Origin of the sequence: Bacillus sp. TE8-1 (genome assembly GCF_008368855.1) — a bacterium.
In the GTDB taxonomy this organism is placed as follows: Bacteria; Bacillota; Bacilli; order Bacillales; family Bacillaceae_G; genus Bacillus_A; species Bacillus_A cereus.
The window spans coordinates 53,938-69,944 of record NZ_QPET01000008.1 but is presented as its reverse complement, the minus strand read 5'-3'; the positions used below and the strand labels follow the sequence as shown (position 1 = coordinate 69,944).

The window sequence follows — 16,007 nt, the reverse complement described above, 5'->3', positions numbered from 1 at the left end:
TTTTTCTCTGCTGAGAAGAAGTATAGATTGTACAGTTTTCCTAGGATAAATCCCCTTTTCTTATAATTGAATCTTAAATCTCAAAACAATCAACATTATAGAAAATGTGCCTTTTTACACCTAGTACTAATATCTTTTACCTCCAAAAGAAATGAATTTCATTTTAAACCGTTATACCTCTTCCTCAACATAATCATAAGAACTATTTTGACGATCATGTTCAGTTGATAGGATATAATTTGCTAAACCCATTACACTTGGATTCTCAAAGAAATTGTGAATGCTTATATCTGTATTTAAAACTTTATTAATAGCAGCAACAGCACTCATTAACTTCAGTGAATTTCCTCCTATTTCAAAGAAGTTATGAGAAATTCCAATAGATTTGATGCCTAGGATTTCTTCCCAAATTGAAATAATAGTCTCTTCTACAAAATTACTTGGTGCTACGTACTCTACCTCAGTTGTTACGTTCCCATCAGGCTTTGGTAATGACTTTCGGTCTACTTTCCCATTTGTAGTTAGCGGTAGCTTATCAAGTTGAACAAAAAATGCAGGAATCATATACTCTGGAAGCTTTTTAGTTAGATACTTTCTAATTTCTTGAATTATTAATTCATCTTTCCATGTTTCAGAAGTAAAGTAAGCGCATATATATTTTTCACCATGAATATCATCTCTTACGATAACAATAGCTTCTTTTACTTTTTTATATTTAAGTAGCTGACTCTCTATCTCACCAAGTTCAATCCTGAAACCACGAACTTTCACTTGATGATCTATTCTACCTAAGAACTCAATATTTCCATCAGGCAACATCCTAACAAGATCCCCTGTTCGATACATTTTTTCTTCTGGTATAAATGGATTTGAGACAAACTTTTCTGCTGTCAAATCTGGTCGGTTTAAATATCCTTGAGCCAATCCTGCTCCACTTAAACAAAGTTCTCCAGCTACGCCGATTGGAAGTAGTCTCTGATTTCCATCTACTATAAATGCTGAAGTATTTGCTAATGGCTTCCCAATTGGTATTGTGTCGAATTCTTCCTTGATTTCATTTATACAATAATACGTAGCAAAAACAGTACTTTCTGTCGGACCGTATACATGAATCAGCTTATCTTTCCCTAGATACTCCAATGCTCGTTTTGTATGTGATACTGAAATTCTTTCACCACCAAAAAGGATTTTTCTTATATTAGATAAACACTCTATTTCTAAATCAACCACCGTATTAAATAAGGCTGTAGTTATAAACATAACACTAATTTTTTCTTCTTTTATTAATTTTGTTAGCTTACTTAAATTCAATACTGTATCTATTGATACCATCACTAATTTTGCACCATTTAACAATGCACCGTAGATGTCAAATACGGATCCATCAAAAGAATAATTTGAAAGCTGTAAAATAATATCATCTGCATCAATCTTAATATAGTTTGTGTCACGAACAACTCTTACTGCATTAGAGTGTGATGTAACCACACCTTTTGGTATTCCAGTAGAGCCCGATGTATATATGATATAAGCTATGTTCCCAGAATCATTGATAGGAGCTAAATTCTCTTTACTCAATTGAAAATTCTCACTCTTATCTAAACTAACCATCTCTACATCCAATGAGGAATCATTAATGAACTTCTCCTGCGTTAATAGAATTTGAATATCACTATCTTGTATCATAAATTTGATTCTATCCTGCGGAGATTTAGGATCTATCGGCAAATAAGCTGAACCTGATTTTAAGATACCCATTATTCCAATTATCATCTCAGGGGATCTCTCAACCATAATTCCCACAATTGTATTTGCAGTAATCCCTTTATCTCGTAACCATCTAGCAACTTGATTAGACTTTTCATTTAATTCTTGATACGTCATTTTAGTGCCTTCAAATTCAACGGCAATATGATTAGGCGTTTTCTCTACCTGTTCCTCAAACAACTGATGTATAGTCTTATCCTTCGGATAATTCGTCTTTGTATCATTAAATCCATACAATAATGCATTTCGCTCTTTCTCTGGGATTATGTCTATCTCATTTAATTTCTTATCCTCATTTATAACAACTTGTTCGGTTACTTTTTTAAGATGCATTTCTATATTGTCTATTATTTTCTGTGGATAAATCTTTTCGTTATAAGTTAATTTTAATACTAACTGTTCTCCAGGAATTGCTACAATGTTGAATCCATAATTGGTTTGCTCTTCTCCCCTTATATTTTGACACATAAAACCTGTATTACTTTCTGCATGATTAAAACTACTATCATCCAGTGAATAATTTTGAAATACCATTACATGATCAATTAGATTTCTTTTTAGATCATGTAAAGATTGAATTTCAGCTAAATTTATATAGTTATATTTATTATTTTCTATTGATTCATCCTGGACATTTCTTAAAACCTCTTTAAAACTACTATCTTTTTCCAGTTTAACTCGAGTCGGAATTGTATTAATGAATAATCCTACCATCGCTTCAATTCCTTCTACTTTTGCCTCTCTTCCTGATACGACTGTTCCAAATACAACATCTTCTATATTATTGTACCTCGCTAAAAGAATGCCCCAAATTGTCTGCAGTACGGTATTAAAAGTAACTTGATTTCTATTTGCGAGTTGAATAATGTTACGAGTCATTTCTTTTGAAAATTCTATCATTTTTTCTTTTCTTTTATACTCATTAACTTTATTCAAGATTTTAGGAACCTGTGCTTGTTCTTCATATCCATCCAAATAGCTCTTCCAATGTGCTAATCCTTCTTCTTTATCCTGTTCTTCCAACCATCTTATATAATCACTATATGGTGTTGGCTCCGCTAAATGGCTATCTTCACCTTTCATCTTTCTTCCATAAACATCAAATAACTCACCTAATATAATCCCAAGACACCATCCATCTAACAATATGTGATGATGACTCCATACCAATTTATATGAATCCTGATTCATTTGAATTAAGCTAATTCTCATTAATGTGTCTACACTTAAATTAAAGCCTTTTTGTTTATCATTTTGTAAATAATTCTCTATAAACTTTGTTTTCTGCTCAATGCTTTCGTCTTGAATATCATAATATTTGAAACCTACTTTTCTATCTTGAAGTATGACGTGTCTTGGTTCCTCCACTAATTCATACTCAAATGCTGCTCTTAATATTTCGTGTCTCCTCATTATTGTATTAAATGATTTTTCTAAAATATCTACATCTACAGTCCCTTTTATATCCATTACAATTTGTTCGAAATACATACTTGAATTTTTATCTTCTAATGCGTGGAATAACATCCCTTTTTGCATATTTGCTAACGGATATATTTTCTCAATAATAAAACCATTGTATTTTTCTTTTATTTCTTCAAGTTCTTCTAATGTTATATTTATATCTCCATAATCAAAAGGTGTTTGATCTGGTTCTACTTTATTCGCACAGTGATTAATTATCATTTCAAGACTTTCTTTATATTTCTGATTTAAGTCCTTTATCATTTTTTCACTGTATTCTAATTTATTAAATGTTGTATGAATAACCAATTCACCATTTAAAACCATTGAATTCATTTCTATAGATGTATTCCTATTAATTTTCTTACCCACTGTTTCACCTATAGACCATTTCGATGCAGAGAATTCTCTCCTGTTAATATCTTGATCCAATTCACCTAAATAGTTAAATGAAATTGGTGCCTTTTCTTCATTCATAAATCCCTTATCTTTTGCTAAATGTTTTAATACTCCATAACCTATTCCTTTATTTGGTATTTTCCTCAAAATTTCTTTAACTGTCTTTATGTTGGTCGAAAGTTCATTTTCATTCCCTATATCTAAAAGCACTGGATACATCGTCGTGAACCATCCAACAGTCCTATTGATTTCGAAATTCTCTATTACGTCCTCTCTTCCATGCCCTTCCATATTTACTTTTAGCTTGTATTTCCCCGTCAATTCTCTGGTTCCAACTGCTAAAGCTGTTAATAAAATATCATTTATTTCTGTGTTATATGCCCTATTTGTATTTCTAAGTAAAGATGTAGTGAGTTCTTTATCTAATGTAATACTTACTGTACTACTATTTTCAAAGTTGTTTTTTGTGATTTCTTTCTTTTTAGGGATAAACTGTACATTCTCTTTTGATATACTTGTCCAATATTCCCTTTCTTTCATTAATTCCCTACTCACGCTATAAGCTTTTAACTTTGATGCAAATTCTTTATAGGAATCTGTTTTGAATCCTATTTCTAGCTTTTCACCCTTTTCTAGTTGTGAATATAAAGTCTCCAAATCTTCGAGTAGGATTCTCCATGATACTCCATCCACTACAAGGTGATGAATCGCAATCAGAAGATGATCTCCTTCATCCGATTTAAATATACAAAGCTTTACAAGTTTACCTTCTTTAATATCCATCTCTTTTTGAATATTTGTAGCAATTTCATATACCTTCTCTTCCTTATTCTCAATGCCCTTAACATCATGAATATATAAATCAAATAGGTTCTTGTCATAACCCCTATTATATTGAATTATTTCTCCCTCTTTTTCTTTATATATCATGCGTAAAGCATCATGATGTTCCATAATTTTATTAAATACTTCTTCTATCTGTTTTTCATCAAATCCATTTTCTCTAAATAGCATGAACGATTGATTAAAATGATGTATCTCTTCTTGGTTTTTCTCAAAATACCAGCTTTGTATCGGGGTTAATTCTACTTCCCCCTTTACTATTTCATGAACCTTTTGTTCTTTCTTTTCTCGTTTTATATATTTTCCAAGATTTTTAATTTTTGGATTTGCAAATAAATCTTTCATTTCTAGTTTAAGACCAATTTTAGATAATCTAGATATAATTTGGATTGCCTTAATGGAATCTCCTCCAGATACAAAGAAATTATGATTAATCCCTATATCCTCTATCCCAATAATACTTCTCCAAATTTCAACGAGCTTTTCTTCCACTTCATTTCTCGGTTCCTCATACTCTACCCCAGTATTAATACTTCCATCTGGTTCAGGAAGTGCTTTTCTGTCTACTTTCCCGTTCGTTGTCAACGGAAGTTTATCTAATTTCACAAAATATCCAGGAATCATATAATCCGGAAGTTTCTGTTCTAAATATTCTCGAATTTCCCTTGCATGTAATTCTTTTTGTGAAACAATATACGCACATAAATATTGATTACTTTCCTTATCTTCTCTAGCTATAACAATCGTTTCTTCGATATCTTGATGAGTTGACAGTTGACTTTCTATTTCTCCAAGTTCAATTCGATAACCACGTATTTTCACCTGATGATCTATCCGTCCTAAAAATTCTATATTCCCATCAGGTAACCACCTTGCAAGATCTCCAGTTCGATACATAGATTTACCGTTATTAAATGGATTTTCAATAAACCTTTCAGCTGTTAATTCTAGATTATTCAAATATCCTCTTGCTATCCCCTCACCTGATACACACAGTTCTCCAGCTACTCCAATTGGCTGAAGATTATTTCCCTTGTCTAATATATATATATTAGTGTTTAAAATTGGTTTTCCAATCGGAATTACCTTATCACCGCTTATTTGATCAAACTCAATTCTATAACTTGTGGAATCTACACAACACTCTGTAGGCCCATAAACATTTGTGATATTAGGTTTAAAATCAGCAAATTTTTCAAATAAACCTTTGATTAAATAAGGCGTTAATGCCTCTCCTCCTACAATAAATTCTTTAATTTCTAATTCTTGTTCTATTTTATTTACATAGCTAAGCATTGTTAAATGTGCCGGAGTAGCATCGGATACATGTATTTTATTTGCTGCATAATACTCAATTAAACTCATTGCATTCCAACTTACTTCCTTTGGCACAACAAATAAGGTATGTCCTAAAAGTAATGTTGCAAATATTTGTTTCACCGATGCATCAAATATAAATGGTGCTAGCAACGCGACATTAACATTAGTATTGAATCTTTTATAAATTACATCATTTAACCCATTGACTAAGTTATTTACACTATTTTGTTCTATCATTACACCTTTAGGATTCCCTGTAGAACCCGATGTATATATTACATAAGCTAAATTTCGGGGACTATTTATTTTACTGATATTCGTTTTATTTTCTTTATATTTTAATTTATCTAATTGTATAATTTGTCCATGAAAAGATATATCGCTATGAACCTCATTCGTTACGCATAGTATCTCTATATGGCTATTACGTAACATATATTCTTTTCTTGTCCTAGGATAAGTTGGATCAATCGGTAAATAAGCTCCTCCAGCTTTTAAAATCCCCATTATACCTACTATCATTTCAATAGAGCGTTCCACCATTATTCCCGTTACTACGTCAGGACCAACTCCTTTTTCGCGAAGTATATGCGCAAGGCTATTTGCCCTTTCGTTTAGCTCTTTATATGTTATACTTTGATTTTCAAAAACAAGTGCCACATTATTAGGTGTCTTCTCTACCTGTTCTTCAAAAAGCTCTGGAAGTGTTTTTTCTTTATCATATTTTCCTTTTGTATTATTAAATTCGTTTAATAACTTACTTTTTTCTTTCTCTGTTAATATATCTATTTCACTTAATTTCTGTTCTGGATTTTCTACTACTTCTCTTAAGATATTTATAAAATGCTCTAAAAACCTCTCTATTGTTTCCTTTTTATAGAGAGCCGTACAGTATTCAATTTCTAATCCTAATCCGTCCTCTAACTCACTTACATGTATAGTAATATCAAACTTAACTATTTTCCTCTGATCTTCTAACATGCTAACCTTTAGTCCATCCAAATTTAATAGCATATTATCAGTGTGTTGAAATACAAGCATCGTATCAAATAGTGGATTTCGTGAAATGTCTCTTCTCACATTTACCTTTTCTACCAATTCTTCAAATTGATAATCCTGATTTTCATATGCTTTCAATGTATTTTCTTTTACTTCTTTTAAGTACTCTCTAAAAGATCTATTGCCCTTTGGATAATTTCTCATCGCAAGGGTATTCACAAACATTCCCATTACGTTATTTAAATCTACATGTTTTCTTCCTGCAATTGGTGATCCTACTACTATATCCTCTTGCCCTGAATATTTAGAAAGCAAAGTCGTGTATCCTGCTAACATCAGCATATACATAGTAACTTCATTTTCAGTAGCCAACTTGTTTAACTGATTATAAGTTTCACTATTGATTTTTAAATTGATTCTATCTCCAGCAAAACTTCTTCTTTTTGGCCTTTTATAGTCCGTTGGCATATTTAGTACTGGTACTTCTTCATTGAACACATTCATCCAATACTTTTCTTGCTTTGTGATTTCTTCTTGAGTAAACAAGCCTCTTTGCCACGCAGAATAATCTTTATATTGAATGCTTAATGGAGATAATTTTTGACCATTATATAATTCAGCTAATTCCTGCATGAAAATCCCCATTGATACACCATCTGATATGATATGATGCATATCTAATACCACCACGTGCTCATCATCTGTAACATGTATGATTTCAACCCGTAAAAGAGGAGCCTTCTCCAAATCAAACGGTTTAACAAATCCATTGATCATATCATCTAGCTGATTGGTACCCATTTCTCTATACGTCACTTGGAAATCTATGTCTTTTTCAATCTTTTGAACTGGTTCACCATCTACCATTACAAAAGAAGTTCTTAAAGCTTCATGTCTTTCGATTAATTTATGGAAAGCCTGTTCAAGCTGATGAACATCCAAATCACCTTTTATTTTCATAGCAAAAGGCATATTATAAGATACTCCGCTACCCTCTATTTTGTTTAAAATGTAGAGTCTTCTTTGGGCAGATGAAAGCGGATAATAATCTTGTTCTTCTACTTTTTTGATCGATGCATATACACTTTCTTTTGTAGAGTCAATATATTCTCCAATCCCTTTTATAGTAGGTGTTTGGAAGATTTGTCCTAAAGGTATCTCCACCATAAGTTCCTTATGGATTCTAGAAACCATCGTAGTCGCTTTCAGTGAATGGCCTCCAATTTCAAAAAAGTTGTGTTGAATTCCTATGTTTTCTATATCTAAAATATCTTGCCAAATGGATACAAGCTTTTCTTCGACTGTATTCCTTGGCGCCTCATACTCTACTACTCCTGCAACCGAACTTCCATCAGGACTTGGTAAAGCCTTTCGATCCACTTTCCCATTTGTAGTAAGTGGTAGCTTGTCTAGCTGAATAAAAAAAGCAGGAATCATATACTCTGGTAACTCTTTTGCCAAAAACTTTCGAATTTCTTGAACCCTAGTCTCGCCCTTCGATGTTTCGGAAGTAAAGTACGCACATAAATATTGATGATTATTATTATCTTCTCTTGCGATAACAACAGCTTCTTTTACTTCCTTATGTTTTAGAAGCTGACTCTCTATCTCACCCAGTTCAATCCTGAAACCACGAATTTTAACTTGATGGTCAATTCTTCCTAAAAACTCAATATTTCCATCAGGTAACATTCTCACAAGGTCTCCTGTTCGATACATTCTCTCTCCTGGAATGAACGGATTTGGAATGAATTTTTCTGCTGTGAGCTCTGGTCTATTTAAATAACCACGGGCCAAACCTTCTCCGCTGATACAAAGCTCGCCTGGCACTCCCAATGGACAAAGCCCATTAGATTCGTTTAAAATAAAGACTTTTGTATTACATATTGGTTTTCCTATCGGTATATTGTCATAAGAATTTTCTATAATAAAGCTTGTTGTTACTACTGAATTCTCTGTAGGACCATAGTTATTAACAATCTGGTAACTTTTATTTTCAAAATAATTTAGTTTATCTCCACCTGTTAATAATCTCCTTAAAGATGTATTCTCAAGCATTAAAAATTGTTCACATACTTGTGTAGGTAAAAAGCTTATTGAAATCTCTTTTTCAATAAAATATTTGTTTAATTTCGTAATATCTAATTTTAAATTATCATTTATAATATGAATCTCTGAACCCGCTATGATATAAGGAAATACTTCCCAAGCAAATGCATCAAAACTTATACTTGCATAACTAGCATTTTTATCAGTTTCACTTATTTTATTGAAGGAATTATGCCAATTACATAAGTTCACCAATGAATGATGCTCCACCATAACTCCTTTTGGCTTTCCAGTAGAACCAGATGTATAAATGACATAGACTAAATCTTTACTGCTGCTATCAATACGTAAGTTCTCGGTTCCGTATTTAAACAAATGCTCATTATGAATATTAATAATGCTAATATCATCAACTTCTGTACAATCAACCAAATTAATTAATTTATCCTGGGTCAATAATATTTCAGTTTGACTATCTTGAAGTATATATTTAATTCTATCTATAGGATATGTAGGATCAATTGGTAAATACGCACCACCAGCTTTTAAAATCCCCATAATTCCCACAATCACATCAACTGAACGTTCTAATAATATTCCTACTATTTTATCAGAACCAACACCATTTTCTCTTAACGCTCTTGCCAATTGATTAGATTTTTCATTTAACTCCCTATATGTCAATTTCTTATCTTCAAAAACAACTGCAATGCTATCTGGCGTTCGTTCTACTTGTTCTTCAAATAACTTGTGTATTAACTGGTTTTTAGAGAAATCTACATTTGTATCGTTATGTTCATACAATAAAAAGCGCTTTTCTTCTTGTGGGATCATATCTATTTTATTTACACTTATCGAAAGATTCCTTGATATTTCCCTCAGAATATTAATATAATTTTCTGTCATTCTTAATATTGTGTCTCTTTTGAATAATCCAGTACTATATTCGACATTTAACACGATCTCATCGTCATAATCTAAAATATTAAAAGTGATATCGAATTTTGCATTATCTAATTCAAATATTATTGGACTAAGATTTAAAGCACCTTGCTTCTTAGTAAATAATTTAGCGTCTTCCAATACAAACATGGTATCAAATAAAGGGTTTCTATTAGAGTCTCTTTCATAGTCTATACTGCGAATTAGTTCGTCAAACTGATACTCTGAGTTTTCAAATGCTGTAATTGTATTTTCTTTTACCTGTTCCAAAATTTCTTTAAAACTTTTTGTAGCATCTATATTGTTTCTTAAAGCAATAGTGTTGACGAACACACCAAAAATATTTTGTAAATCTTGATGTAACCTACCTGATGCTGCTGTTCCGACAACAATATCAGTTTTTCCAGTATATTTGTGAAGTAATATATGATAAGCGCTAAGCATAAGCATATATAAAGTTGACCCTGTATCCTTAGCTACCCTTCTTATCTGTTCAGATAACTCTTTTTCTATATGAAAGTATGCATTTTCTCCTGCAAAGGTATCAATATTTTCTTTTCTATAATCATAAGGTAATTCTAATTTAGATGGCAGATGACTGTATAAATTCAGCCAATATTGCTCTTGTTTTTTTATAGCATTAGATTGATTATACGTATTATTCCATTCTACATAATCCTTGTATTGTATATTTATCTTAGGTAGATCAAGATTGTTATATAAATCGAGTATTTCATTCATAAATATTCCTTGTGATACCCCATCTGCTATTATGTGATGGAAGTTAACAACCAATATATGCTTCTCTACTCCGATTTTAATTAGTTTAGCCCTCATTAATGATGGTTTACTTAAATCAAAAGGCTTTGTTGATTCCTTACACATTTTGCTAGTGAAATCTCTTAAACCTTCATCATCTGTTACGACTATATCTAAACATTGGTATTCCAAATCAAAATCAACTTTATCATAAACCCTTTGAACTAATTCATTATCTAATACTTCAAATCCTGTTCTCAGGATTTCATGTCTATCTATAAATTTTCTAAATGCATTTTCAAGTCTATTACATTCGATTTCACCTTCGACAAGTAACGCCATAGGAATATGATATGCTCCTCTATTATTTTCCATCATAGAAAGCATGTACATTCGTTTTTGAGAAGGTGATGTAGCATAATAATCCTTTTTCGATACCCTTTCAATCCTATTTCCCCTATGATTGTCTTGGCTATTTTTCAAATATTGATCTAATACCTTTATAGTGTCATTTTTAAATATTTCTCCTATCGGCACCTCTATATTCATTCTCTTTTTAATTTCAGTAACAATCGATATCGCTTTTAATGAATCTCCGCCTATTTCATAGTAATTAGTATCTATTCCTATGTTTTCTATTCCAAATACGTCTTTCCATATATCTAATATTTGGGCTTGAGTTTCATTTTCTGCTTCTTCACATGTAGTTGCTGCAACTTCATCTAGTTCATGATTTTTTATTAATTCCCCCAAAATACTCTTATTTACTTTCCCATTTACAGTCAATGGTATTTCATCTATTTTGAAAAATCTTGATGGAATCATATAATTCGGGAGCTGATTTTGCAAATATTGTTTTAGTTCATTTGGGTTTATGTCTTCATCTGAAACTACAAAAGCATATAGGCTTTTCATTTTATTATCGTTTGTATAGTCAATTACTACTGTTTTATTTACACCTTTATATTTGATTATACAATTTTCAATTTCCCCTAATTCTACCCTATATCCCCTTATCTTAACTTGACTGTCTTTTCTTCCTAAAAATTCGACATATCCGTCCTCTTTTAACACGCCATAATCACCGGTTTTGTAAATATATCCTAATTCTTCGTGCAAAATAAATGACATCTTAGTTTTTTCAATATCATTTATATATCCACTTGCTACTCCCACTCCACCAATGTACAATTCTCCCTCTACATCTACGGGACACAATTGCTTGTTTTGATTTAATACATAAATTTTCTGGTTAGCCAACGGCATTCCATATGGTATACTTTTCCAATCACCCTTAATTTCCTTAATAGGGTAATATATGGACCATATTGACCCCTCAGTTGCTCCACCTAAGCTAATAACTTCCGCATTTTTGAAAGTTTTCTTTATCTTCTGAGGAAGTTCCAGCGGTATCCAGTCCCCACTAAGCAATACAAGCCTTAGACTATCATCCTGTTCACTATCATTATATAAGTCCACTGTCAGTTCCATAATTGCTGGAACTGAGTTCCAAATTGTGATTCCTTCTTTCTTTACAACTTTTTTTAGGTTATATACATCCCTTTGATCATCTATAATTACAAGGGCCGCTCCACAGCTCAATGCACCAAAAACATCATAAACTGACAAATCAAAGCACAGTGAAGAAATCCCCATAATTTTATCATTTTCTGTCACACAGAATTTTTCGTTAATATCTATAATTGTATTTGTTGCTGCACCATGAGTTATTTGAACTCCTTTAGGTTTTCCTGTACTACCAGAAGTAAAAATAACATATGCCATATCTGTTTCATCTACTTTTATATTGACTTCATCACCAGAATATTCCCTAATATTTTCATCTTTATAGGTAGAAGGTGTTATAAAGAACTTACAATTACTTTTCTTTTTTATATATTCTTTTCTTTCTTCAGGATAATCAGGATCAAGCGGTATATATGCTGCTCCAGCCTTTAAAACAGCAAACAAATTTATAATGGTATCTATACATCGCTTACCTATCACACCAATGTAATCACCTTTTCTAACTCCCTTATCCATTAAGTATCTTGCAATTTGATTCGATTTTTCATTTAGTTCTTTATAAGTTATCGAATCATCATGATGAATTACAGCTACCTTATCTGGTACTAGTTTTGCTCGATTCACAAACATTTCATGTAAAGTACACTTATCAAACTTTTTGTTTGTATCATTATAGGTTTCAATAACTTTTATGCTATTGTCACTAAGGTTAATACCTGACACTTGATCATTAAATATAACCTGATTTAATACATTTATATATTGTTCAAACATTGATTTAATAACATTGACCTCAAATAATTGTTCAACGTAATCCCATGTAATATATAAACCTCCATTTAATTCATAAACTTGGTTATCTATATAAACTTGGGATGTTCTTGTACTAAAAAATTTAATTTTTTCAAAATCTATCAAATGATTAAATGAATCATCTGAGTCCTCACTCAATACACTTGTAAATACAATAGGCATTATAGCTTGATTAACCATTCTATGTTTTTTCCCAATAGCTCTTATAAAATCCACACCATCATAATGTCTATGTTCAAGGGCTTCTAACAATGTATCCTGTACCTTCGCAGCAAATTTCCAAAATGACTCAATACTATCTTTCGCATTAATATCTAATAACATTAGAGTTGTGAAATCCCCAATGATTTTTTTTACGTCTTGATGAAACGGTATCCGATTAAAAACAGTTAAATTTACTGCAAATTGACTCTGATTACTCCAATATGCTAAGACGTAAGCATATGCAGCACATAAAACCGATGTAGGGGTAAGATTTTTTTCCCTTGCTTTTTGTTTTAATTTATTCCATGTTTCACGTTCTAAAAATTCCGAACATTTATTGAATGTAGGTTTCTCAATTTCTAATGGGTTGCATTTTAAAGGCAATGCTGGTGCACTTGGGAAATTATCCAATTTATTTAACCAGTACTTCTCATCTTTTTTATATCGATTAGATTGCCTAAATTCATTGGTTGCTAAAACATAGTCTCTAAAATTATACTCCAGCTCAGGCAGCTGCAGACTTGGCTGATTGTAAAACATTTTAAATTCCTTGATTAATATTTTCATACTACTGTCATCACAAATTAGCGGATCTATATTTAAACAAAAATATTTTTGATTATTGGGTAATATAAATGCTTTTATCTCAAATAATGGCCAAGTACTTGGATCTATGATTTTAGCTATCATTTTTTGTCTTTGTTCCAATATACGTATCATTATATCTTCTTGATTTAAATTCCTTACATCTACTGTGTCTACAGAATAAAGAAGTTCTCCTTCTAAGATTCTCTGTGTTCCATTTTCAAAAACTATTGTTCTTAGTATTGGATGTCTATTAATTAATTTTTGTAATGCACTATTAAACCTATCTATATTAATATCTATTTCAAATTCAACCGTTAAATTTGTAGCTGCTCCACCAATTTCAAAAGCCGGATCTCTACCTATTAAATAGGCTAATTGTATACCTGTAAGTGGGAAAGGTTCATGTAAATTCTTTAAATCTGTAGTTTTTGTAAATTGTCGGTTCTCTATAATTTCTCCCTTGTTTGTTTCGATGTAAGCACTTATTTTCTTTATTGTAGATAATCTAAACAGTTCCTTTAATGGTAAATCAACACTTAACCTGTCATTCATTTTAGATAAAAACTCCATTGCGTTTATCGAATGCCCACCAAGAACTGCAAAACTGTCATTAATACCAACTTTATTTATATTCAAAGTTTCCTGCCACATTAAAACGAGCTGTTTTTCAATCTCATTTCTTGGTTCCTCATATTCAACCTCGGTATTAAAACTTTGATCTGGTTCAGGTAAAGACTTTTTATCTATTTTTCCATTTGCTGTTAACGGCATTTTATCTAACTTAAGAAAATAAGTAGGAATCATATAATCAGGTAACTTTTCACCTAAAAATCTTCTTAATTCTTCAACAGTAACTTCTCCTACTAATGTTAGATATGCACAAATATAATTACTCTTGTCCTTTTTTTCTCTTGCTACAACTACAGTTTCTTTTACATTTTGATGCTTTAATAACTGACTCTCTATCTCTCCAAGTTCAATCCTAAATCCCCGAACCTTTACTTGATGGTCAATTCTTCCTATAAATTCAATATTCCCATCAGGTAACCACCTAGCCAAATCTCCTGTGTGGTATAAACGCTCTCCTTCTGCAAATGGGTTTTTAACGAATTTCTCTAATGTTAGCTGCTCATTATTTAAGTACCCTTTAGTTAATCCATCACCAGAAATACAAAGTTCTCCAGGTTCACCAATAGGAAGTAAATTTTTCTTTTCATCTACTATGTAAACTGAAGTATTTGCTAACGGTTTACCTATAGGTAGAGTGTCAACATCCTCATCTATTTCATTTATAAAGTAATATGTGGCAAAAACAGTACTTTCCGTTGGTCCGTATACATGAATGAGTTTATCTTTCCCCAGAAATTCTAATGCTTTTCTTGCATGGGAGACTGAAATTCTTTCTCCACCAAATAATATTTTTCTTATATTGATTAAACAATCTATTTTCATACCTACAAGCGCATTAAATAAAGCAGTTGTAATAAACATTACGTTTATGTTTTCTTGCTTAATTATATTTCCAAGCTTATTTATATCCGTGACTGTATCTTTTTCTATCACTACTAATTTCGCCCCATTTAACAGAGCACCATATATATCAAAAATTGATCCATCAAAAGAATAATTCGAAAGCTGTAGAATGGTATCATTATTTTTTATTTCTATGTAATTTGTATTTCGAACGACTCTTATAGCACTATAATGCGAAATGATAACTCCCTTTGGTATTCCAGTAGAACCCGATGTATAAATAATATAAGCTGTATCATCAGAACGATTTACATGTTTCAGATTATCTGTACTTAAGTCACTTGAATCTAGCTCGTCCAAATTGATTATTTCTAAATCATATTCGATTTTCTTAATGAATTTCTCTTGAGTCAATAAAATCATGGTATGACTATCCCGTAACATATAATCAATTCTTGCTTTTGGAGTATCAGGATCAATTGGGAGGTAAGCTGCTCCAGATTTTAAAATACCCATTATTCCAATTATCATTTCAAGTGATCTATCAATCATTAATCCTATAATAGCATCTGTATTAACACCCTTATTCCTTAACATCCTTGCTAATTGATTGGATTTCTCGTTAAGTTCCCTGTATGTGAGTTGTTTATCTTTAAACACAACTGCAATATTTTCAGGTGTTCTCTCCACTTGTTCTTCAAATAGCTGGTTTATGGTCTTATTTCTTGGATATTCGGTTTTTGTGGAATTGAATTTATTTAATATCATATCTTGCTCTGCTACTGTAATCTCATCGTAAGTTCTTATACCACCCTTGTTTATTTCACCAGAATTCTTAATAGACATGTTGGATTTCCCCT

Annotated in this window: 1 protein-coding gene; it reads right to left on the bottom strand. The window is 31.5% G+C overall.

What is annotated here, in order from left to right:
• Positions 1-171: 171 nt before the first annotated feature.
• Positions 172-15,993, bottom strand: coding sequence for a non-ribosomal peptide synthetase (locus DN404_RS06505; protein ID WP_149214869.1), 15,822 nt, complete (start codon positions 15,991-15,993; stop codon positions 172-174).
• Positions 15,994-16,007 lie beyond the last annotated feature (14 nt).

Coding starts and splice junctions, on each gene's coding strand:
- DN404_RS06505 (WP_149214869.1), bottom strand. CDS start 15,993: ATGTCTATTAAGAATTCTGGTGAAATAAACAAGGGTGGTATAAGAACT.